This is a genomic window from Streptomyces sp. NBC_00377, assembly GCF_036075115.1.
GTDB lineage: Bacteria > Actinomycetota > Actinomycetes > Streptomycetales > Streptomycetaceae > Streptomyces.
In genome coordinates this window covers 8,061,541-8,084,681 of sequence record NZ_CP107958.1, presented here as the reverse complement: position 1 = coordinate 8,084,681, position 23,141 = coordinate 8,061,541, and the positions used below count along the sequence as shown (strand labels likewise).

At 74.4% G+C, this 23,141-nt stretch carries 16 protein-coding genes; 11 read left to right on the top strand and 5 right to left on the bottom strand.

Annotated features, from left to right (window positions below):
• Window positions 1-28: 28 nt before the first annotated feature.
• A complete protein-coding gene (locus tag OHS71_RS35920; protein WP_328483480.1) occupies window positions 29-781 on the bottom strand; it encodes a PaaX family transcriptional regulator C-terminal domain-containing protein in 753 nt (250 codons plus the stop codon).
• A gap of 63 nt (window positions 782-844) precedes the next feature.
• Between OHS71_RS35920 and OHS71_RS35915 the strand changes: the two genes are divergently transcribed.
• A complete protein-coding gene (locus OHS71_RS35915) occupies window positions 845-2,575 on the top strand; it encodes an acyl-CoA dehydrogenase family protein (RefSeq protein WP_443047124.1) in 1,731 nt (576 codons plus the stop codon).
• A 148-nt stretch (window positions 2,576-2,723) separates the two neighbouring features.
• Here the strand turns inward: OHS71_RS35915 and OHS71_RS35910 are convergent, their stop codons facing one another.
• Complete coding sequence (locus tag OHS71_RS35910; protein ID WP_328483479.1) at window positions 2,724-3,305, bottom strand: Rv1733c family protein; 582 nt, start codon at window positions 3,303-3,305, stop codon at window positions 2,724-2,726.
• A gap of 290 nt (window positions 3,306-3,595) precedes the next feature.
• Between OHS71_RS35910 and OHS71_RS35905 the strand changes: the two genes are divergently transcribed.
• The 4 genes from OHS71_RS35905 (at window position 3,596) to OHS71_RS35890 (ending at window position 7,640) form a co-directional block, all read left to right on the top strand.
• Entirely contained in the window at window positions 3,596-4,681 is a 1,086-nt protein-coding gene (locus OHS71_RS35905) for a WD40/YVTN/BNR-like repeat-containing protein (protein ID WP_328483478.1), read from the top strand.
• Between the two features lie 81 nt (window positions 4,682-4,762).
• The gene (locus OHS71_RS35900; RefSeq protein ID WP_328483477.1) at window positions 4,763-5,440 is read left to right on the top strand and encodes a uracil-DNA glycosylase; all 678 of its coding nucleotides are present in this window, start codon (window positions 4,763-4,765) and stop codon (window positions 5,438-5,440) included.
• Window positions 5,441-5,519: 79 nt separating this feature from the next.
• Window positions 5,520-6,527: an N-acetylglucosamine kinase gene (locus tag OHS71_RS35895; RefSeq protein ID WP_443047183.1), complete on the top strand. Its 1,008-nt coding sequence runs from the start codon at window positions 5,520-5,522 to the stop codon at window positions 6,525-6,527.
• 189 nt (window positions 6,528-6,716) lie between these two features.
• The gene (locus OHS71_RS35890; protein ID WP_328483475.1) at window positions 6,717-7,640 is read left to right on the top strand and encodes a sirohydrochlorin chelatase; all 924 of its coding nucleotides are present in this window, start codon (window positions 6,717-6,719) and stop codon (window positions 7,638-7,640) included.
• Window positions 7,641-8,496: 856 nt separating this feature from the next.
• On the opposite strand, the gene OHS71_RS35885 is transcribed toward OHS71_RS35890, so the two are convergent.
• Both OHS71_RS35885 and OHS71_RS35880 read right to left on the bottom strand, forming a co-directional pair.
• Window positions 8,497-9,537, bottom strand: coding sequence for a lactonase family protein (locus OHS71_RS35885; RefSeq protein WP_328483474.1), 1,041 nt, complete (start codon window positions 9,535-9,537; stop codon window positions 8,497-8,499).
• A gap of 176 nt (window positions 9,538-9,713) precedes the next feature.
• Entirely contained in the window at window positions 9,714-11,222 is a 1,509-nt protein-coding gene (locus OHS71_RS35880; protein ID WP_328483473.1) for an FUSC family protein, read from the bottom strand.
• Between the two features lie 302 nt (window positions 11,223-11,524).
• Here OHS71_RS35880 and OHS71_RS35875 point away from each other — a divergent pair, with 302 nt between their 5' ends.
• Window positions 11,525-12,001 carry an Lrp/AsnC family transcriptional regulator gene (locus OHS71_RS35875; protein WP_328483472.1) on the top strand — a complete coding sequence of 159 codons (477 nt, stop codon included), beginning with the start codon at window positions 11,525-11,527 and terminating at the stop codon, window positions 11,999-12,001.
• A 141-nt stretch (window positions 12,002-12,142) separates the two neighbouring features.
• Window positions 12,143-14,929, top strand: coding sequence for a beta-L-arabinofuranosidase domain-containing protein (locus OHS71_RS35870; protein WP_328483471.1), 2,787 nt, complete (start codon window positions 12,143-12,145; stop codon window positions 14,927-14,929).
• 14 nt (window positions 14,930-14,943) lie between these two features.
• Here OHS71_RS35870 and OHS71_RS35865 read toward each other — a convergent pair whose 3' ends face one another.
• Complete coding sequence (locus OHS71_RS35865) at window positions 14,944-15,738, bottom strand: LysR family substrate-binding domain-containing protein (RefSeq protein ID WP_328483470.1); 795 nt, start codon at window positions 15,736-15,738, stop codon at window positions 14,944-14,946.
• Window positions 15,739-15,796: 58 nt separating this feature from the next.
• Here OHS71_RS35865 and OHS71_RS35860 point away from each other — a divergent pair, with 58 nt between their 5' ends.
• From OHS71_RS35860 to OHS71_RS35845, 4 genes are all read left to right on the top strand, one after another.
• Complete coding sequence (locus OHS71_RS35860) at window positions 15,797-16,183, top strand: DUF5997 family protein (RefSeq protein ID WP_328483469.1); 387 nt, start codon at window positions 15,797-15,799, stop codon at window positions 16,181-16,183.
• Window positions 16,184-16,627: 444 nt separating this feature from the next.
• Entirely contained in the window at window positions 16,628-17,017 is a 390-nt protein-coding gene (locus OHS71_RS35855) for a cold-shock protein (RefSeq protein ID WP_328483468.1), read from the top strand.
• Window positions 17,018-17,264: 247 nt separating this feature from the next.
• Window positions 17,265-18,119 (top strand): DUF4132 domain-containing protein, encoded by an 855-nt coding sequence (locus OHS71_RS35850; protein ID WP_328483467.1) that lies wholly within the window; start codon window positions 17,265-17,267, stop codon window positions 18,117-18,119.
• Complete coding sequence (locus OHS71_RS35845; RefSeq protein WP_328483466.1) at window positions 18,116-23,119, top strand: hypothetical protein; 5,004 nt, start codon at window positions 18,116-18,118, stop codon at window positions 23,117-23,119. Before OHS71_RS35850 ends, OHS71_RS35845 begins: the two co-directional genes overlap by 4 nt.
• The last annotated feature ends 22 nt before the right edge of the window (window positions 23,120-23,141 follow it).

Sequence of the window (23,141 nt, the reverse complement as noted above, 5' to 3'; positions counted from 1 at the left end):
CGCACGGCGCTTCGCACGGCCGCCGCACCTATGCGTCCGCCACCGGCGCGGTCGCCGTCAGTCGCTGCCGATGGTGCACGTAGGTGGTGCGCAGGGCCGGCCCGGGCCAGTCGGCGGGGAGGAGACCGTCCGGCAGCACCGGGTCGGCAAGCAGGTGCCGTACGACCGCGGCGAGGGCCGTGAAGCGGTCGGGGGGCCGGGCGGACCGCTCGACGTGGGCCAGCAGGTCCCGGGCCGTCCGCGCCCACGCGTCCAGTGGCCAGAGCAGGGCGGCCAGGTCGCGCCCGGGGGTGTCGGGGTCGGCGGTGAAGTGCTGGAGGGCGTTCCCGAGGTCCGTGGGCCAGGGGCGGCCCAGATTGGCGGGCCGCAGCCAGACGCCCTCCCGGAGCTCGGCGAGTCTGAGGGCGCTCAGCCGGGCGCGCAGTTCGGCGCGTTCGGCGGGGCCGCGGCCGGTGGCGGTGACCACGGCCATCTCCCAGCCGCCGTCCCACGCGCGCGTGTCCGGATGCACGGCCTCGTCCTGGCGGCGCCGGCGCTCCAGCAACCGGTCGCTGAGCCGGTAGACGCCGTCCGTCCGCCGCAGGTCACCCGCCGTCACCATCCGGCTGAGTGCGGCCCTGACGGTCGACCCGCCGACACCGAACGGCTCCACCCCGCGCACCAGGTCCTTCGCCGCGAGCTCGGGCGGATGCGTGCCCAGCAGCAGGCTCAGGATCACCGACCGCGCGGACAGCGGTGGCAGGTCGACCTCGCCGGGCCGCGCCGGCACGTTCATCCGCATGAGGACGTACTGTAGTGCGCCCACCGTGTTGCACTATTGCTACAGCCGTAGAGGAAGTGCAACATGATCGGCATGGTCCAGACACCCGCCCAGCCGCAGTCCCCGCAACCGACGGAGCCCCGGGCTGCCGAACACCCTTCGTCGCCCGTGCCCTCGACCGTCACGCACGCGGTCACCAACCAGCCGCCGCCCCTGGTTCCGTACGACGCGTCCGACGATGCGGCCCTGCTGGAGGGCCTGCGGCGGGAGGGCGCCGGGTGGGCGGAGCCGGACGTCCGCCGGATCGGTCTGCTGGCGGGCGGAGCCGAGGCGCAGGAGTGGGGCGAGCTGGCCAACCGGTACGAACCCGAACTGCGCACGCACGACCGGTACGGCCACCGCGTCGACGAGGTCGACTTCCACCCCGCCTGGCACGAGCTGATGCGGGTCGCGGTCGCGGAAGGGCTGGCCGGCGCGCCATGGGCGGACGACCGGCCGGGCGCTCACGTGGCACGCACGGCGAGCGGCCTCGCCTGGGGGCACACGGACGCCGGGCACGGCTGCCCCACGTCGATGACCTACGCCGCCGTCCCCGCACTGCGTCACCGGCCGGAGCTCGCCGCCGTCTACGAGCCGCTGCTGACCGGCCGGGAGTACGACCCGGGGCTGCGGGTGCCGACGCGCAAGCGCGGGCTGCTCGCCGGCATGGGGATGACCGAGAGGCAGGGCGGCTCCGACGTCCGGACGAACACGACGGCGGCCCTTCCGACGGCGGAACCCGGTGTGTACACCCTGCGCGGCCACAAGTGGTTCACTTCGGCGCCGATGTGCGACGTCTTCCTGGTCCTGGCACAGGCGCCGGACGGACTCTCGTGCTTCCTCGTGCCGCGGGTGCTGCCCGACGGCACCCGTAACGCGTTCCGTATCCAGCGGCTGAAGGACAAGCTCGGCAACCGCTCCAACGCGTCCTGCGAGCCCGAGTTCGACGGGACCGTGGCCTGGCTGGTCGGGCCCGAGGGGCAGGGTGTGAAGACCATCATCGAGATGGTCAACTGCACGCGGCTGGACTGCGTGATGATGTCGGCGACGCTGATGCGCAGGACGCTCGTCGAGGCGGGGCACCATGTGCGCCACCGTGCCGCGTTCGGGGCGCGGCTGCTCGACCAGCCGCTGATGCGCAATGTGCTGGCCGACCTCGCTCTGGAGTCGGAGGCCGCCACCACGCTCACCCTGCGACTGGCCGGGGCGGCCGACCGCGCGGTGCGCGGGGACGACGACCGGGGGACGGAACGGGCCTTCCGGCGGATCGCCACCGCGCTGGGCAAGTACTGGGTGACCAAACGGGGTCCGGCCTTCACCGCGGAGGCCCTGGAGTGCCTGGGCGGCAACGGCTACGTGGAGGAGTCCGGGATGCCCCGGTACTACCGCGAGGCCCCCCTGCTGTCCATCTGGGAGGGCTCGGGCAACGTCAACGCCCTCGACGTGCTGCGGGCGTTGACCCGGGAGCCGGCGACGGCGGACGCCCTGTTCGCCGAACTCGCCCTGGCCCAGGGGGCCGACGCCCGCCTGGACGCCGCCGTCTCGCGGCTGCGGACCGGGCTCGGCGGGGCGACGCCGTCCGGCGCCCGCCGTCTGGTGGAGCAGATGGCCCTCACGCTCCAGGCCTCGCTCCTGGTGCGGCACGCCCCGCCCGCCGTGGCGGACGCCTTCTGTGCGACCCGGCTGGGCGGCGACTGGGGGTACGCCTTCGGCACCCTCCCGGACGGCGCCGATCTCGACGGAATCCTGGACCGGAGCCTTCCCGTCACGAACTGACGGCGCTCGGCGCCGAGTCGGCAGTCAGCGGCTCCCCCTCCTCGCCGGTGACGCCGAGCGCACCCCGCGAGGAGCACACCGCCCGGGTGCAGGGCGGCTGGCCGACGCCCGGTCCGCCGGACCTGCGGCCGCCCGGGCGCGGGTCGGGTCAGCCGGTCGGGCGTCCCCACAGCGCGTCGAAGCGCGCCCAGTCGGTGTCCCACTGCTCCACGCGCCGGCGTTCCATGCGGCTGCGCAGGAAGCGGCCGCCCGCAAGCGGAAGCACGGCGGCGCCGACTCCGGCCACCCCGCCGACCAGGGAGGCGCGCAGTCCGGCCTGGGCGGCGGTGGCCGGTTTCGTCACCAGGCGGCCCTGCCGGTCCGTCCACACCGTGACCGGGGTCCCTGCGGCGCTGCCGGGTCCGACCCGGACCTGGCCGTGGTGCGCCGACCCGTCCGGCCCGGTCCAGCCGACCTTCGCCCACACCTGGTCACCGCTGGAGGAACCGCTCACGGCCGCCTTGCCGGGAGCCCGCTCGGTCAGCCTCCCCTCGAGCGGTCGCCACTCGACGCGTTCCCGCGCCAGACCCTGTTCGACGGCCCCGGCGGTCGCCCACCCCGCCAGCACCCCGGCGAGCACGGTCAGCGCCCACACGCCGAGCACGACCCATGCCTCCACCGCGTCGGCGCGACGCCGGAGCGGGTTGCGCCGCCAGCGCCACAGCCACACCTTCGGACCACGGAACGCCATCGAAGGCTTCCTCCTCACGAGCACACGAACACCCCGACCGCCCTCCCATACGGTGCGGGAGGGCCCGATGCTCAGGCCGAACCCGTCGTCGTCCCCCGTCCCGACGGTCCGAGGGGCCCCGGGTCCGCGCGGACGGCCCGGCGAAAGTGGCCGATGTTCTGCGCTCCCTGCCCGCCGTTGCCGCTGCGACCTGCGGCTACGGCGTTTCCGGAGGTGACTGTCAGTGGCGGGGTGCAAACTGGCCGGTGTCTGGGACAAGGACGTCAAGGACGACATCGGAGGTGATCGGCGTGACCGAGACACTGGTCGCCGTGGGCACACGCAAGGGCCTGTTCGTCGGGCGTCGGCGAGGTGGCTCATGGGAGTTCGACGAATCCCCCTACTTCAACGCACAGGCGATCTACTCGGTGGCCATCGACACCCGGGGCGACCGCCCGCGGCTGCTGGCCGGCGGCGACAGCGCGCACTGGGGCCCGTCGGTGTTCCACTCCGACGACCTCGGCCGGACCTGGACCGAACCGGCCGCGCCCGCCGTCAGGTTCCCGCAGGACACCGGGGCCTCGCTCGAGCGGGTGTGGCAGCTGCATCCGGCGGCCGCCGAGCCGGACGTGGTGTACGCGGGGACCGAACCGGCCGCGCTGTACCGCTCGCAGGACCGCGGGGAGAGCTTCGAGCTGGTCCGCCCGCTCTGGGAGCACCCCACCCGCTCGAAGTGGGTGCCGGGCGGCGGCGGGGAGGGCCTGCACACGGTCCTCACCGACACGCGCGACCCGCGGTCGGTGACCGTGGCCGTGTCCACCGCCGGGGTGTTCCGCACGACCGACGGCGGCGTGAGCTGGACGCCCGCCAACTCCGGTGTCTCCGCGGTCTTCCTGCCGGACCCCGACCCGGAGTTCGGCCAGTGCGTGCACAAGGTCGCCAGGGACGCGGCGGATCCGGACCGCCTCTACCTCCAGAACCACTGGGGGGTCTACCGCAGTGACGACGCGGGCGGGCGGTGGACGGACATCGGCGCGGGCCTGCCCTCGACCTTCGGCTTCGCCGTCGCCGCGCACCCGACCCGAGGCGACACGGCGTACGTGTTCCCGATCAACGCCGACGCCGACCGGGTGCCCGCCGACCGCCGCTGCCGGGTCTTCCGTACGTCGGACGCGGGCAGGAGCTGGGAACCGCTCACGGCGGGCCTGCCGCAGGAGGACCACTACGGCACGGTGCTGCGCGACGCGCTCTGCACGGACGACGCGGACCCGGCGGGCGTGTACTTCGGCAATCGCAACGGCGAGGTGTTCGCGTCGGCCGACGACGGCGACAGCTGGCGGCAGTTGGCCTCGCATCTGCCCGACGTCCTGTGTGTGCGGGCCGCGGTGGTCGGATGAGCCCTACGGCACACGCGGGGCGGCCGGCAAGCCGTGGCCACCGGTTGATCACCGCCGTGCGTACGGCAGTAGGGTGACGCCGTGGCACCACGACCCCTGCATGAGATCGTCGAACCCGGCTGGGCGAAGGCCCTCGAACCTGTCGCCGGGAGGATCGCCGAGATGGGCGACTTCCTGCGCGGGGAGATCGCCGCGGGACGCACCTACCTCCCCGCCGGACAGAACGTCCTACGGGCCTTCCAGCAGCCCTTCGACGACGTACGCGTCCTGATCGTCGGGCAGGATCCGTATCCGACGCCCGGGCACGCGGTCGGCCTGTCGTTCTCGGTCGCCGCGGACGTGCGTCCGCTGCCCGGCAGCCTGATCAACATATACCGGGAGCTGGGCGCCGACCTGGGCCTGCCCCAGCCGGCCAACGGCGACCTGACGCCGTGGACACAGCAGGGGGTTCTGCTGCTCAACAGGGCGCTCACCACCGCGCCGCGCAAACCGGCAGCGCACCGCGGCAAGGGCTGGGAAGAGGTCACCGAGCAGGCGATACGGGCACTGGCCGCACGTGGCAAGCCCCTGGTGTCCATCCTGTGGGGCCGCGACGCCCGCAATCTGCGTCCGCTGCTGGGGGACCTGCCCTCGGTGGAGTCCGCGCACCCCTCCCCCATGTCGGCGGACCGCGGCTTCTTCGGCTCGCGGCCCTTCAGCAGGGCGAACGACCTGCTGGTACGGCAGGGAGGACAACCGGTGGACTGGCGCCTGCCGTGACTGCCGAGGCCTGCCCCTGCGACGGCCCCGGAACCGGGGCGGGGACAGGGACCGGGGCCGGTCCGGGGCCGGCCCGGTGATCGGCTCCGACGGCAGCGGCGGGGGCCCGGGCCGCGACGACGACCGCGACGGCATCCTCGCGGTGGATTCGGGTGGTTCCGGTCTGCGGGTCGCCCTCGGGACCGCCGCGCGGGGCGCCCTGGCCCGGCGCTCGTCCCCGGTCCCCGTGCGCACCGGCGCGCGGGGCATCGACCCGGACCACCTGCTGGAACAACTGACCCCGCTGGTAAGGGCGTTGTCGGCCGAGACCGGCATCTCCCGGCCGGCCACGGCGGTCGTGGGCGCGGCGGGACTCGGCACGTTGGGCGACGCGCTGCGCGCAGGGCTCCCGGGCGCCCTGGCCCGGGAGTTCGGCGTCCGTACGACCGCGCTCGCCGCCGACGCCGTCACTGCCTACGTCGGTGCGCTCGGACCACGGCCGGGGGTGGTCGTGGCAGCCGGGACGGGCCTGATCGCCGTCGGCACGGACCTGACGGCATGGCGGCGGGCGGACGGCTGGGGTCATCTGCTGGGCGACTGCGGAAGCGGCGCCTGGATCGGGCGGGCCGGCCTGGAAGCGGCCCTGCGCGCGTACGACGGACGTCCCGGCGGGTCCGCCGCGCTGCTGGCCCGCGCCGAGGAGCGGTTCGGGCCGATGAGCGGGCTGCCCGGCCGGCTCTACCCACGCCCGGACCGGCCGGCCGTCCTCGCCGCCTTCGCACCGCAGGTGGCCGCCTGCGCCCGGGACGACCTGGTCGCGGGCGGCATCCTGCGCGCGGCGGCCCGGCACCTGGCCGAATCGGCCGAAGCCGTGTGCCCGGCCGGCGGCGAGCCCCGGCTCGCCCTCACCGGGGGTCTGTTCCGGCTGGGCGACCCTCTCCTCGTCCCCTTGGAGGAGGAACTGGCGCGACGGGTGCCGCATGCCCTGCGGGTGCCCCCCGAGGGCGGCCCGCTGGACGGCGCCCTGCGCATCGCCGCGGCACTGTCGACGGACACGCTCACACTGCCGGGTGAGGAGACGCTCCTGTCGGTGAAGAGGCTCAACTGATGCATCGCGCGTAGGGAATGTACGCCATAGCCCAAAAAGGGGGATTACTCCCTCCGAGGGCAAGTCGCCTGGAAAACACGCTGATCACTTCTGATCCGTACGTAACTCATCAGACAAAACCGGACGGATACCGCTCACGTGCACCCTCCCCGAACAGGGGAGCCCAGATAGCCAGTAACATGCGTCGCCATGAGCTCCCCCACTGGGCCCGCGTCCGGCCTGCCAGTACGAATGCCGCGGCCTCGCCAGCCCGGGCGGCACCGCCGACCCGAGCCGCTGGCGGCTCCCGAGGGCGCGCCCGCGCTCGTCCTCGCGGTGCCGGGCCCGCCGAGCGCCGCCATCCGCGGCCTCGCCGAGGAGATCGTGAGCATCGCCCGTTCCGAGCTTCCGGGCCTCGACGCACGCATCGGATACCTCGACGGGGACGACACCGGCTTCCCCACCCTCCAGTCCGTTCTCGTGCACGCCGCCGAGGAGCGCACGGCCCGCTTCGAGCAGGCCCGTGCCGCCGGTCTGGACGTCAAGGAGCCCGACGGCCCGGTCGCGGTCGTCGTGCCGCTGCTGGCCGGTCCCGACGGTGCGCTCCTTCGCCAGGTCCGCCAGGCCGTCATGGAGAGCCGGATCGCGTCCGAACTGACCGATGTGCTCGGACCGCACCCGCTGCTCGCGGAGGCCCTGCACGTGCGGCTGTCCGAGGCGGGTCTGGCCCGCGCCGACCGCGCCCGGCTGTTCACCGTGGCGACGGCCGCGGACGGCATCATCCTCGCCTCCGTGGGCGGCGAGGAGGCCGTGCAGGCCGCCGGGATCACCGGCATGCTGCTCGCCGCGCGCCTCGCCGTGCCGGTGATGGCTGCGGCTCTCGACCAGGAGGGTTCCATCGCCTCCGTGGCCGAGCAGTTGCGTTCCTCCGGCTCTCAGCAGCTGGCGCTGGCTCCTTACCTGATCGGTCCGGAGATCGACGCCACGCTGATCGAGGAGGCGGCCCGCGAAGCGGGTTGCGCCGCCGCCGAGGCGCTCGGCCCGTACCCGGCCATCGGCAAGCTCGCGCTGGCCAAGTACACGACCGCCCTCGGGATCGCCCCGCCGCAGCCGCAGGGCGCGCCGGTCCGCTGAACCGCCCGTCCGGACGCCGCACGAACGAAGGGCCCGCTCCGTAGGTGGAGCGGGCCCTTCGCGTTCCCTGCGGGCACCCCTCGGGGCGCCGCACGGGTACGAGCGGGCAGGAAGCCGTGCGCGCGGTGCCGACGCGGCCCCTGCCGACTCCGCTGGCCGGGGCCGCCATGGCAGCGACCGGCGTTCGGCGAACCCGCCGGGGGCCGGTACGGGCCCGGGGTGTCCCGGGCCACTTCCCATCTGGCCGGTACGGGTGCCGTACGCGAGCCGGTGCGCCTGCGGACGCTGGAAGCAACCCGGGCGAGGATGCCGTCCAGGCTGACCGGGACGGGCCCCAAACCTGCCCGGACTCTCCCCCCGCGCCACGAGTTCGACCGGGACGAGCACCGCACGCGGGCCCGAGCCGGTATGCCTGCGGACGCTGGAAGCAACCCAGGCGAGGATGCCGTCCAGGCTGACCGGGACGGGCCCCAAACCTGCCCGGACTCTCCCCCCGCGCCACGAGTTCGACCGGGACGAGCACCGCACGCGGGCCCGAGCCGGTATGCCTGCGGACGCTGGAAGCAACCCGGGCGAGGGTGCCGCCCGCCCGGACTCTCCCGCCGCGCCACGAGTTCGGCCGGGACGGGGGCCGTCGGACCCGGCTGTCGTGCAGCGCTTCAAGCCTGGCCGGGACGGGTGCGCGAGCCCGGCTGTCGTGCAGCGCTTCGCGCCGGTCGGGACGGGTGCCGTGCGGCCGGGTGGTCTGTGCCGTATCGGGCCGGCCGGGACGGGTGCCGTACAGGCCCGGACTGTCCTGGGGCGCTTCGAGCCGGCCGGGACGGGTGCCGTGCAGGGGCCGGGCCCGGGAGGTGGGTCAGGTGAGGACGACGCAGGAGGCGGCGGGGACCGGGATCGAGCCGGCCCGGCGGGGCAGGCCGGTGGCCGGGTCGAGCGCGAACCAGGTGACGTCGCCGGAGCGCTCGTTGGCGACGTACAGGAAACCGCCGGACTCGGCGAGGGCCCGCGGCCAGTGTCCGGCGCAGGGCACGGTGCCGACCAGCCGCAGCGCCTCCCCCTCGCCCTCCACGGCGAAGACGGAGAGCACGTCCTCGCCCCGGGTGGCGGTCCAGACGAACCGGCCGTCGGGCGAGACGGCCAGTCCCGAGGGGTAGGCGTCCCCGGCGGGGGCGCCGGGCAGCACCGCGGCCTCGGCCAGGGGCTTCAGCGAGCCGTCCGAGGCGTCCCACCGGCAGACGGTGACGGTCGGGGTGAGTTCGTTGACCACGTAGGCGTGCCGGCCGTCCGGATGGAAGGCCAGGTGGCGCGGGCCGGAGCCCGGGCGCAGTGCGTGCTCCCGGTGCAGGACGGGATTCCCGTCACGCAGGGCGCACACCCGGACGGAATCCGTCCCGAGGTCCACGCTGACCGCCCAGCGACCGCTCGGATCGGGCTGTACCTGGTGGGCGTGCGGGGCTTGCTGTCGCCGGGTGTGTGGACCCGAGCCGGTGTGTCTGAGGACGCCGGAGGCGACCCGGGCGAGGGTGCCGTCCGGGCGGACCGGGACGGCGGTGACGCTGCCGGAGCCGTAGTTGGCGGTGAGGACGTGTCCGTCGTACACGCTGAGGTGCGTGGGGCCGCTGCCGCCGACCGGCACGGGCGGCCCGGCCTGTTCCGGCGCGTCGCCGTTCACCCGGTAGGCGACCACCGCGCCGTCCACGGTCTCACTGACCGCGTACAGCGTGTCACCGCCGGCCGACAGGGCCAGGTAGGAGGGGTCGGGGACGCCGTTCACACTGGTGAGTGCGGTCAGCGCGCCACTGGCCGGGTCCACGGCGGCGGCCACGATACCGGGCCCTCCAGCCGCCGTGAACGAGCCGATGAACGCCCGCCGTCGCCTTCCGCCGAGGTCTGCCACCGCTGTCCCCTCCCGGGTCGCTGCTGACGCTGCTGCTCGGGGTGACGGTAGCAGTCGATCACCAGCGGTCTAGACCAGACGCGCTCACTCACGCTACGAGGGCGTCGGCGCGCCGTGCGAGGGCGCCGCAGCAACCCGCGAGGCCGACGAGCCGCCGCTGCGGAATCCGTGCCCGCTCAGGCTCCTGCCGGGACCCGTCCGGAGCCGCGCAGGGGCCCGGCGAGTTCGAGGAGTGCCCGCTCCAGGGCGTGCAGATGGGCCAGCACCGGCTCGGCCGTCGCGCCGAGGGGCACGGCCGTATCCGCCGGGCCCGGCCGTCCACCGGCCGCGGGCGCGGTGAGCGCCTCGACCGCTGCCTCCACCCGCCAGCAGGCGGCGACGAGCCGGGCGTCGTGCGAGGCCTCCGGGTCGGCGGCAACCGAGGCCAGCCCGCGCACCTCACGGGCGCAGTCGTCGAGCAGCGCCAGCACCCGCCGGGCGCGGCCCTTGCGCGCCCGCAGGGGGCTGAGCGGATGCACCAGCGGTGCCAGGGACATCCGCACCCGGGCGAGGATCTGTTCCAGTTCGACCAGCCGCCGGGCCGGGTCCGCCGTCGCGGAACCCGCGAGCCGGGCGGCCGCCTCCTCGGTGCACAGGTGGACGCAGCGCAGTGCGCGCTCCACCCAGGCGTCGGTGACGGAGTGCGTGGTGACCGGGAGCACCAGCAGGACGGCGAGCACGGCCGCCAGCGCCCCCACGGCCGTCTCGGTGACGCGCAGGGCGAGCAGGGCCGGGTCGAGCAGGCCGAGCAGCCCGTACAGCGCGCTCGCCATGACGGTGACGGAGAGCATCATCCAGGTGTACGACACGGCGGCCGAGTAGAAGATCCCGAAGACGCCGACCGCGACGACGACGGCGGTCGCCACCGGCTGGCCGTGCAGGGGCACGGCCACGACCAGGCCGAGCACGATCCCGAGCACGGTGCCGAGGAAACGCCGGAACCCGCGCACCAGGGTCTCGCCGCGGGAGGTGGTGTTGACGAACACCCACCAGGTGGCGCCCACGGCCCAGTACCACCGCTGGTCCGACAGCGCCTGTCCGACGAAGAGGGCGATCCCGGCGCCCACCGTCGCCTGGGCCGCCTGGCGCGTCGTGATCCGGGCCAGCCCCGTCCCGCCGGGCGGCGGCGCGACGGCGGGCGGCACCGGCAAGCGCCGTTCGTAGGGCCACACCCCGAACCGCACCGCGGACGACCCTGCGACCGACAGCAGGACGGCCGTGCCCAGCTCGGGCAGCTGACCGGGGACGGTGTGCAGGAACTGGGCGGCGAAGAAGGTCATGAACGCGAACACCCCGAGCGAGTGCCCGCGCGGCCCCCAGCGCCGGGCGTACACCCCCGCGCCCACGACGGCGAGGAACACCGCGTCACGGGCCACGGGCAGGTCATGCAGGACGGCCGCGAGGGCGAGCACCGGCAGCCCGACGACCGGGAGCAGGGCGGTCGTCACGGCCCTGGCGCGCCCCGTGGTGTCCGTGACCGTGAACAGCGCGAGCAGCGCGGCCAGGCCACCGGTGACGGCCGCCACCAGCGAGTGCCCGGCGAGGCCGCACAGCGTGACGGCCAGCCCGATGCCGAGTACGGCCCGGGAGGCGAACCGCAGTCGCACCCGCCCGGGATCCGGTGCCACGAACGCCCTCTTCAGCAAGTCGCCCCGCCCCTTCCCCACCCTGAACGCCCCACCCGCGCGGTGGGCACATGAGAAAGGCGCCGCGGGGGTCCGCAGCGCCATCGACCCGGCCATTTGAGCATCCGGAGGACTGGTGGTTCAACCGGCTTCCGGAATACTGAGCCAATGGATCAGTCGGAAGCGGGATCACTCCGCCATCAGCCTGCCATCGGCCCACTTCCTTCTGCGGCTCCCCCACCGCCGGTGGCCCGGTCCGCGTCCCTCGGGCTGGGCCATTGGTACAGTCGGCGCCGATCACGACTGTGCGAGGAGGCCTCCGGATGGCCGTCGACGAGCTGGACACCCGCATCCTGCGTCTGCTGCTCGAGCAGCCGCGTACGAGTGTGCGGGAGTACGCCCGGCTCCTCGGTGTCGCGCGCGGCACCCTTCAGGCCCGCCTCGACCGGCTGGAGCGGGACGGCGTGATCACCGGCATGGCGCCGTCGCTCTCGCCGGCCGCACTGGGCCACCCGGTGCTCGCGTTCGTGCACATCGAGGTCACACAGGGGCACCTCGACGATGTGGGCGACGCGCTGGCCGCCGTACCGGAGATCGTGGAGGCGTTCTCCATCACGGGCGGCGGCGACCTCATCACCCGGGTCGTGGCCCGCGACAACGCGCACCTGGAAGACGTGATCCAGAAGCTGATCAGCCTGCCCGGCGTGGTCCGCACCCGCACCGAGGTCGCCCTGCGCGAGCGGGTGCCGCACCGGCTGCTGCCGTTGGTGGAGTCGATCGGGCGGGCCGTCGGCAGGTAGTCGCGGCCCCGCAACTTTCCGTCCCGTCAGGACCGTTGACGCTCCCTCGCCACCCCTTTAACGTCTGCTCGACCATCCGCACACTGTTCGCGATACCGAACGAGACCGTGTGATCATCTGTGGACCGGAGGAGCAGCACCCATGGCACCGCCCCTCACCCGACGGACCCTTCTCCAGAGCGCGATACTCGCCGCGGCCGTTCCGGCGATCCCCGCCACGGCCGCGACCGGGGCCTCGGCGGCCGCGCTGCCGCCCCCGGCCGCCTGGTCCCTCCTGCCCTTCGGCCTCGAGCAGGTCGCGCTCGGCCCCGGAGTCTTCGCCGCCAAGCGCAAGCTGATGCTCGACCACGCCCGCGGCTACGACGTGAACCGGCTGCTCCAGGTCTTCCGCGCCAACGCCGGCCTCTCCACGCTCGGCGCGGTCGCCCCCGGCGGCTGGGAGGGCCTGGACGGCGAGGCCAACGGCAACCTGCGCGGCCACTACACCGGCCACTTCCTGACGATGCTCTCCCAGGCGTACGCGAGCACCGGCGAGCAGGTGTTCGCCGACCGGATCGCCACGGCGGTCGGCGCGCTCACCGAGGTGCGCGAGGCCCTGCGCCACGACCCCTCCGTGCTGAACACCGACGGGAGGTCCGGTCCGGCCGTGGAGAACGTCCGCGGCTCCTACCGGTACGTCGACCTGCCCTCCGGCGTCCTCGGCGGCGCCACGCAGATCACCCTCGCCGCCTGGGTGAAACCCACCCACGACGCCGGCTGGACCCGGATCTTCGACTTCGGCAACGACACGACCCGGTATCTGTACCTGGCCGCCCGCAACGCGAGCGGGGTGCCCCGGTTCGCCATCACCACCGGCGGGGCGGGCCGCGAGCAGGGGCTCGACGGCACGGCGGTGCTGCCGCTGAACCAGTGGAGCCACCTCGCCGTGACGCTCACCGGGAGCACCGGAACCCTGTATGTCGACGGCACGCCCGTCGCCCGCAACACCGCCATGTCCCTCACTCCGGCCGCCCTGGGCGCCCTCACCGGCCACTGGCTCGGCCGGTCCCACTACACGTCGGACCCCGTCTTCGCGGGTGCCTTCGGCGGCTTCGACGTCTGGTCCCGTGCGCTGACCGCCGAGCAGGTCGCCGCCCTTCAGAGCGGACCGGCGGGCGGCGACCTCGCCTCGTACGCCTTCGACGAGACGTCCGGCGGCTCCTTCGCGGACGCCTCGGGACGCGGCCTGACCGCCACCCTGCGCCGCACCTGGGGCGGGCCGAGCCATCCGGGGTTCCTCGCGGCCTACCCGGAGACCCAGTTCATCCAGCTGGAGTCGATGACCGGCAGCGACTACACGAAGGTGTGGGCGCCCTACTACACCGCCCACAAGATCCTCAGGGGTCTGCTGGACGCCCACCTCGCCACCGGCGACGACCGCGCGCTCGACCTGGCGTCCGGGATGTGCGACTGGATGTACTCCCGGCTGTCGAAGCTGCCCGCGGCGACGCTCCAGCGCATGTGGGGCATCTTCTCCAGCGGCGAGTTCGGCGGCATCGTCGAGGCGATCTGCGATCTGCACGCCCTGTCCGGCAAGGCCGAACACCTCGCGCTGGCCCGGCTGTTCGACCTCGACAAGCTCATCGACGCCTGCGCGGCCGACACCGACACGCTCGACGGACTGCACGCCAACCAGCACATCCCGATCTTCACCGGGCTGGTGCGGCTGTACGACGCCACCGGCGAGACGCGCTACCTCACCGCCGCGAAGAACTTCTGGCGCATGGTCGTACCGCACCGTATGTACGGCATCGGCGGAACCAGCACGGGTGAGTTCTGGAAGGCGCGGGACGTGGTCGCGGGGACGATCGGCGCGACCACGGCCGAGACGTGCTGCGCGTACAACCTGCTGAAGCTGAGCCGCACGCTCTTCTTCCACGAGCAGGATCCCGCCTACATGGACTACTACGAGCGGGCCCTGTACAACCAGGTCCTCGGTTCCCGGCAGGACACCGCGGGCGCGGAGAAGCCGCTGGTCACGTACTTCATCGGGCTTGAGCCGGGGCACGTGCGCGACTACACGCCCAAGCAGGGCACGACGTGCTGCGAGGGCACCGGGATGGAGAGCGCCACCAAGTACCAGGACTCCGTGTACTTCCGGGCGGCCGACGGTGGCGCGCTGTACGTCAACCTCTACAGCCCGTCCACGCTCACCTGGGCCGACAAGGGGATCACTCTCACGCAGAGCACCGACTTCCCGCGGGAGCAGGGCAGCACCCTCACGGTCCGGGGCCGCAGGGCCGCGTTCGCGCTGCGGCTGCGCGTGCCGTCCTGGGCGACGGCCGGTTTCCAGGTGACGGTCAACGGGCGCAGGGCCGACGGGGCGCCGACGCCGGGGAGTTACTTCACGGTGTCGCGGACCTGGCGCGACGGGGACGTCGTCCGGGTGGCGATGCCGTTCCGGCTCCGGGCGGAGAAGACGCCGGACGAGCCGGCCCTTCAGACCCTGTTCCACGGCCCGGTCAACCTCGTCGCCCGCAACTCCGCGACCGCGTACCTGGAGTTCGGCCTCTACCGCAACGCGGCCCTGAGCGGTGACCTGCTGCCCTCCCTCACGCCGGTGAGCGGGAAACCGCTGCACTACACCCTCGACGGGACCGAGTTCGCCCCCTTCTTCGAGGGCACCGAGGACCCGACGCACGCCTACGTACGCCGGGCCGAGCCCCGGATCGTCTTCGGGAACACCGACTCCGGCGTGGCCAACCCGGCGAAGGCAGGCGGCACCACGCTGCTCGACGAGGTGTGGGCGGGGGCTCCGTTCACCGGGAAGCCGGCCCTGGTGGCGCGGGTGCGGACGGTGGTGGACGCGTGGGTGGCCGCCGGTCTGCTCGGCGCGGCCGACGGGGCGAAGGTGGTGAGCACCGCCGACGGGGCGACGTACGTGCCCTGACCGCGGGGGACGCGTCAGGACCGGCGGCGGGGCTTGCCGCCGCCGGTCCCGCGCCGGCCGCCGCCCTTCGCACCCGCGCCCTTCGCACTTCCACTGCGGCCGCGGCCACCCGCGCCGCCCGTCGTTCCCTTGCGGGGCGTGCCGCCGGACTGCGGCGTGCGCCGCTCGCCCTTGCGCTCCTGCGCCGGGGCCTGCTGGGTGCGGCCCCGGGTGCTGTTCACGGTGCGGCCCCGGACGATGCCGATGAAGTCCTCGACCAGCTCGGTGGTCGCCTCCTCGGGCCAGGAGAGGGCGACGTCCGACCGGGGGGCGTCGACGACGGTGCGATACGTCAGGTCCTTGCGGTGGTGGAGGCGGGCCAGGGACTGCGGCACCACCAGGACGCCGATGTTCGCCGCGACCAGCTCGACCGCGTCCTCGGTGGTCGCCGGGCGCTCGAAGGCGGCCTCGCCGGGCGGCCGCTCCCAGCCGAGCACGTCGTCGAGGGGGTGCAGGACCACCTCGTCGGCGAGGTCTTCGAGGGTGACCTCCTCGGCCGCCGTGAGCACATGGTCCCTGGGCACCACGACGACGGTCGTCTCCGTGTAGAGGGGGATCGCGCTGAACACCGTACGGTCCACCGGGAGCCGCACGAAGGCCGCGTCGGCCGCCCCGTCGCGCAGGACCTCGAACGCTTCGGCGAGGGTCACCTGGAGGAGGGTGAGGGGCGTGTCAGGCAGACGCTCGTGCCAGATCCGCACCCACTTGGCGGGCGTCACTCCGGGGACGTACGCGAGCCGGAACGAGGGGGAGTCCGCCGAGTCGGTCATCCCGCCAGGTTACCGGCTGTGGTCGGAGGTCTCCGCCGCGGCCGATACCCTGGACGGCATGAAGTCGCAGCAGAGCACCCAGACGATGAAGCCCGCCACCGCGGCGAAGAAGCTGGGTGTGCACCTCCCCGCCACGCCCGCCGAGTTCCAGGAGGGCGTCGTCTCGCGTACCGAGCTGACCGAGCTCCAGTCGAACCCGCCCGCCTGGCTGGTCGAGCTGCGCGAGTCCGGCCCGCACCCCCGTCCGGTGGTCGCCGCCAAGCTGGGCGTCTCCATCGCGGGCCTGGCCCGCGGCGGAGTGACCGAGGCGCTCACCACGGAGCAGATCGAGGCCCTCAAGGACGCCAGGCCCGAGTGGCTGGAGAAGGAGCGCGCCACGCAGGCCGAGGTCCGCAAGGAGACCGTCCGCATCAAGAAGCGCAACGCGGAGCGCGCCGAGTCCTGACACCCGTCGGCATCGGCTCGGCCGCCCGGCAGCCGTCCGCGTCGACGCTCTCGGCGGCCGGCCGACCGGTCTGCCGGTCCGCGCTGCCGCCCCGGCCCGAACCACCCCGGGGCGTGGCCCCGGCCGCACGCTACGCAGGAGACCCTCGGCACCGAGGACCCGCTGACGGTGCCCGCCACCGGCCGCCACGGTCGGGGCGGCCCCCGGGCCGACCGGTGCCCGCGTCCCCGTGCCGCCTGCCCGCCGGTGCGCGGCGCCGAGCCCGCCGCCGTCCGTCCGGTGCCCCGGCGCGACGCCCCCGTCCCGCCGCGCACACCGTGGCCGAGGCGCTGACCAGGCGGTACCGCACTGCGGGAATCCCCGGAGTCGCCCGGAACCCGTCGGTCTGACTACGATCTGGACAGGTTCACCGACGTGGGTGTTTCGAGGTCGCTGGGGGTTGGGATGGTCGCTGGTCGTGTGGTGCGCTTCGACAGTCAGCGGGGCTACGGGTTCATCGCGCCCGACGACGGCGGTGAGGACGTCTTCCTGCACGTCAACGACATGCTGATGCCCGAGTCGCAGGTGCGCAGGGGCATCGTGGTGGAGTTCGAGATCGAGGACGGCGAGCGCGGTCCGAAGGCGTCCGGGGTACGGCTCGCGCGCGGCGCGGACGGCAAGCCCCTCGCCGCCGACGACGACGTCCTGTGTGACGTGCTCAGCACCGAGGAGTTCACCCGGGACGTCACCGAGGCACTGCTGACGGCGGCGCCCTCGCTGACCGGTGAGCAGATCGTCCAGGTGCGCGCCGGGCTCGCGCAGTTCGCGAAGAACCACGGCTGGGTCGAGGGCTGACGCGACCGTCCGGCCGGGGCCGCGGGGTGTCCCCGGCGTGACCCGGAACAGGGCGCCGGCCCGCGCCCTCGTCATGCCGCGACCGGACGCGGCCGACCCTCCCGGAATGCCGGAACGGGCCGTCGAAGTGCGCTTACGTCCCGCCCGGCCCCACGGCACCGCTCGTCCCGCCCTCGTCCTGATCCCGTTGTCAGTGGCCTGATCTACAGTTCCCGTCACTTGATCACTGCGGGTGCGGGAGGCACACATGGGGTGGGTGTCGGCCGGCGACTACGAAGTCGCCCTCGATGACGGCAAGGTGGTGTGCCGCAACGCGGCCGGGCGGCGGTTGAAGTCCGTGCCGCCCAAGATCGCGGACGAGCCGGCCGTGGTGGGCCTGCGTCAGCTCACCGAGTGGCTGGAACGGCACGACCGGCAGTGCCTGGCCGACGTGGAGCGGTGGATGGTGCGCTCGCTGCCGGTGCCGTTCACGGTCGTCGCGCAGGTATGGCCCGACCCCGCCTGGCAGGCCGCCCTGCGCGACCTGGTCGTCACCGGGGCCGACGGCGAGGTGGCCGGATTCCTGCGGGACGCCGACCCCGAGCGCGGCCTCGGTCTGGTCGACCTCGACGGCGACACCGTCCGCATCACGCCCGACCTCGTCCGCCTCCCGCACCCCGTGCTCCTCGACGACCTGGAGGAGCTGCGGGAGTTCGCCGTCGAACTCGGCGTCGAGCAGCGTGCCCAGCAGTTGTTCCGCGAGGTGTGGCGGCGTCCCGCGGCCCTCGACGCGGAGAGCACCTCGGTCGAGGACTACGCGGGCGGCGCGTTCAAGGAGCAGCGGTTCCTGCACGGCCGGGTCACCCAGCTCGGCTACCGCGTGCGCGGCGGTCACGCCGTCGTCTCCGTCCTCGAGGACGACCGCACCGTCGAGGCCCGGGTATGGGTCGGCGACTACGAGGGCTACCAGGAGGCGGAGACCGGCCCGCTGGTGTTCACCGACTCCTCTGGCCGGGTGCTGAAGCTCGGCCGGATCGGGCCGGTGGCCTGGTCCGAGGGCATGCGCATGGCGGCCGCGCTGTACGCCGGGCGCGACATCGAGGACGAGGAGCGGGCGGCATGACGACCTACGACGAGACCACCGCGGCCGCACTGCTCGACGCCGGCGCCGTCCTGCCACCGGGCAGCACGACCCGCGAGGACGCCGACACCCTCACCGTGCGCAGGTACTCGCACCCGGCGCTCGACGGCCGGCGGATCGTGCGGCTCGTGCCGGGCACCCTGGGCGAGGCCGAGGACCTGGCGCTGGACTTCCTGGGGCTGGCCCGGGACCCGGAGACCCCGGAGGTCGGCCAGGTGCGCCGGGAGACGCTCGGCTTCCCCGCCTGGGCCCTGGTCAACGACCCGGCCAACGGGCACCACGCGCTGGCCCTGGTCAAGGACGTCGAGCGGCTCGCGCGGCAGGCCAAGTCCCGCCCCGGCACCGCCAAGGACGGCTTCGAGGAGCTCGGCACCCGGCTCGGCCGGGCCGTGCCGCACTTCCTGCCCACCTTCTACGAGCAGGCCGCCCGCGTCTTCCTCCAGCACGAGAACACGACGTACGCCTCCGCCTTTTTCGGCAAGGCCCGCGAGGCCGAGCGGGTGCACGCGCTGAAGGTGGACGAGGAGCGGCAGCGGGCCGTGTTCCTGGAGTTCGCCTTCGCCGGGGCCCTCACGGTCAAGGCGCTCAAGGAGCACGTCAAGGCCCTCGCGGCGCGCCTCGACCCGGCCGGGGCCTGGGACCAGTTCCGGCAGCTGACGGTGGAGCGCTGCGCGGCCGGGATGCCGCCCTACGCGTCCCTGCCGCAGGACGCGCGCGCCCTGATCAAGGCCGCCGGCCTCGACCGGGTCGCCGAGGAGTGCGGCCTGGTCGCCGACCTGCTCTCCTCGCCCGCCGCGGTCCGCGCCCCCGCGTCCTTCTGGAACGCCTACCGTTCGACGCTCGCGATCCTCGCCGAGCGGCAGCCCCCGGTGCGGGAACGGCTGCTGGAGATCATGCCGGCCGGCCTCGGGCGGTCCGTCGAGGACGACGAGTTCTGGCTCGCGCTGCTCGTGGAGTGCGAAGCGGATCTGCTCCTCACGGGTGAGACGGCGTCCGACGTGGACCCGGCGGACTGGCTCGGCCGGTGGGCCCAGCACCGCAAGCACGGCGGCAACGTCAGTGGCCGTTCCCCGGCGACCCTCGCCCTCGTGGAACGGATGGCGCCCCGGCTGCGTGACCAGGGGCGTCCCGTCGACCTGTGCTCGGGCCGTTGGCACGCCGGCGCGGATCCCGACCTGCTCGACCTGTGCGCGGCCGAGGGCGTTCCGCTGAAGCTGCCCGCCCCCGACCAGGTGGTGTACCTGTCCCTGGACCGCTGGTTGCGCGAGACCCTCCCCGGCCGGCGCGACCTGAGCGCCGCCGCGGCGGACCCACGGCTGCGACGGCTGCTGTACACCGACATCGGCACCGTCAGCGGCGGCTACCGCCCCGATCCCGAGGCACTGGAGGGCCTGGCCGCCCACCCGGTGCTCGGCGACGTGTTGCGCGAATGGCTGGACGACGCGGCCGGGGAGCTGACCTCCGCGGTCGGTCTGCCCGCCGCGCGGGCGGCGCTGGAACGGCTGCGCCCCCTGCGCGCGGTGGCCGCCCGCGTGAGCCCCGCGGCCGTCGCCGCGGTCGCCGCACACGAGGTCGCGCCGCTGCTCGGGCACACCCTGCGCGCGGGTCTCCTGGACGAGCTGGGCTGGCCCGCCTTGGAGGAGGCGCTGCGCCGGCTCGACGCCGAGACCAGGCGCGACCGCGACGACACCCTGAGCGTCAGCGAGGCCTGGCCCGCTCTGATCCTGGCCCGCGCGCACAAGGTGGTCGTCGTCGGACCCGACGAGATCCTGCTGGAGCACGATCTGCGGCTCCCCGTCGAGCTGGACCGCTGGCAGCGCCCGCGCTACCGCTACACCGACGGCGAACTCCTCGTCATGTGGCGGCAGAACGGCAAGCAGGTCGGCTACTGGTCGGCCCGCCCGGCCGACGTGTTCCCCCTCGGCGGCGAGCAGATCCCGCAGTGGTACGGGGGCAACGACGCGGGTGAGCCCTCGATCCCGCTGCCCGCGGGCGGTCGCGCCACCGGTGGCCGCACGCTGCACGCCGGTGACACCGTCCTGCCGCCGAGCCGCCGCATTCTCGGCGACGGCACCTCGTACTGGCGCCAGGGCAGGCAGGGCCGACAGCAGGTCTGGCTCGAGTACGACCCGGTCACCGGCACCCACGGGCGGGCCTCCCTGCCCGCGTTCCTGACGTCCGGCATCCGCGAGGACGCGCCCCTTTCGCTCCACCACTGCGAGGTCCTGCCCCTCCAACCCGGCCTGGAGCAGAGCCCGTTCGGGACGGACGGCACCGTGCTCGGCCGCTGGGTGCGCACCGAGGGCGAGGGCGGCGAGGCCCGTACGGTCGCCGGTACGCCGGACGGCCGGACCGTCACCCTGCCGTGGGCCGACGGCCGGGCGCCCGGCGTCCTGCTCGGCGCACTGCGGCTGCCCGGCGGGGCCGAGCCCGTCGCCGTGGCCCTGCACCGGCAGATCGCCCTGTACGCGGGCGACGACACGTCCTCCGCCGGTGAGCTGGGCCGGGTGACACCGATGGAGCGCGGCGGCGAGTTCGCGGCCGGCACCCGGTTCGTCCCGCCGGTCGACTTCTGGCACGCCCTGCGCCCACGCGACGAGCGCGCGTCGGCGGTGCTGCGCGCACTGACCGACGAGCAGGCGGCCGAGGTGCTGCGGGCCGCGGCCGAGGCGCTGGCCCGACGGCAGGCGAAGCTGGCGGCCGCCAAGGTGGTCGACGGGACCTCGGAGAGCTCTGCCGTCGTGCCGCCCGCCGACGAGGCCGTCCGGGAGGTCGTCTCCCGCGTCCTGCCCTCGCTCGGCGACGGCGGCCTCGTCACGGGTGTCGCCGCGCTGGTGCGTGCGGTGCTGCGGCTCCGGGAGTCGGCCGCCGCGTTCGTGACACCGCCGGAGGAGCGGCCCAAGGCGGAGCGGCGGCGCGTCGACGGCATGTTCGCCGACCTCAGCCCCGAGTACGGCGACGACGCGACGCTGCGCGAGGCCACCACCGGCCTCGTCGAGGTGCACGGCTGGTGGGGCAGCGAGGTCCGCTGGGGCGCGCTGCGGCAGATCCGCGCCGTGAACCACGTGCTGTCCGGGAAGCCCGCCGACGGGAAGGCGCTGGCCGAGGCCGTCCGCTCCACCGGGACGTCCGAGGGGTGGCGCAGCGACGAGTTCACCCTGCCCGGCATCGGTCTGGTGTGGACGCCCGTGCTGGACGTGCTGCGCCCGCTCGCGTACCGCGCCGCCTCCGCCACGGTGACCGAGGCGCACCGCGAGGCGCTGCTGCTGCTGTTCGAGGCGATCGCCGACGGGCCGCTGGCCGCTCCCCGGGGGGCCCTGCGCGAGGTGGTGCTGAGCGAACCGCACGACAAGCAGGAACGCGTCGGCCAGGTGCTGCGCCGGGACGGCCGGACCGTCGTCGTCCTCGGCTGCCAGAACGTGGACCGGCAGGCGGGGCGGGTGCACTGGCTCGCCCTGGATCACGATCCGGCCGGCACGTTCGGCGCCATCGCCCACTTCACACTGGAGCGGGAGACAGCGCGTCCGGCGCCGTTCCCCACCGACGCGCTGGCCGCCGTCACCGCGCTCGTCCGGGACAAGGGGCCGGCGCCCTGGCAGCCGGAGGCGACCGACGCCCTCGCCGCCGCGACCCACGGCGCGCTGGGCCCGCTCCAGGCGGCTCTGCTGCTCGCGGGAAAGCCGAAACAGCTCACCGCCGAGGTGATCGCCGCGACCGGCCTCAAGCCGCGCCAGAAGGCACTGGGCGACGTTCTGCTGTCCTCGGTCGGGAGCGACGACCGGGCGGCCCTCGTCGGCGCCCTGCTGCCCGGCAACCCAGGTGATCTGTGGACGACCGGGCCGGACACGCAGGCCGCGGGCCGGGTGTGGGCCGAACGGCTCGGCAAGGTCGTACGGCTGCCCGAGGATCTCGCCGGGGAGCTCTCCCTCGCCGGCACGCCCACCGGCTCCGCCGAGCAGGTCCTGAACCCGCAGCTGACCCCGTGGATCGGCCGCACCACGGTCCAGCGGCCGGACAAGGACGGCAACCTGGTCGCGGAGGACCCGTCGGCGCTGCCCGGCCGGCACCACCTGACCGGTGCCGTGACCGCCCTCGCCGGGCTCGCCTACGCCCTGCCGTACGGACACCCGCTGCGAGCCCTTCTGCCGGAAGGCCTCGCCGCGCTGCGCCGCCGCCTCACCGACCCGGGCCTGTTGCTCGACCTGGACGTCGCATGGACGGAGAAGGGTTCCCCGACCGCCGTCGAACTGCGCAAGGCGTACGGGCTGCCCGCCGCCGGGGGCGCCGACGCGGACGGCCTGACCCACGTGGGCGAGGCTCTCGTGCTGCGCCCCTGGTACGGCGACCAGGAGACCGTCCTGGTCCGGCCGGGCGCACTGGGTTCTCCCGACGACCCTGTGTTCGGGCTGGTGGAGGGGCTGGTCGGCCCGGGACGGAGCGAGGGCATGTGGGCCCTGCGTACCGTCCTCGGCGGGGATCTGGCCCGTGCGCTCGCGGCCGGGGGCGACCCCGGAGAACCCGCGGGACACGCCCAGGACCCGGCCTTCAGCGTGCCGGAACTGGTCGCCGAGGTCGCCGCACACCACGCGCTGGGCGAGGACGCGGCGGCGCTCTACCTCCAGCTGCTGGCCCTGCCGGACCCCACGGACCGCAACTGCGCGCGGTGGACCGGCTGGAAGCCCGCCCGGACGAAGAAGGCACGCGTCGAACTCGCGGCGAGCGGCCTGGTCGTCGAGGCCAAGAGAGCGCGCGCCGGGCGCACACTCTTCCTCCCCTGCGGCTGGCTCGACCTGAGGTCCCCCGCGCTGCCGGTGGAGATCTGGAAGGAGGGCCTGTACCCGGTGCGCGCCTACGCGGGGGTGGTGCCGCTGGCGCCGGTGCCCGAACTGTTCGAACGCGCCTGGGCCCGCGTCGTCTCCGGCGACGCCCCGGCCTACGAGCAGCTCACCACCCGCGCCACCCGCAAGGGACGCCGCCGATGACCACCCTCCCGCCCCACCTGGA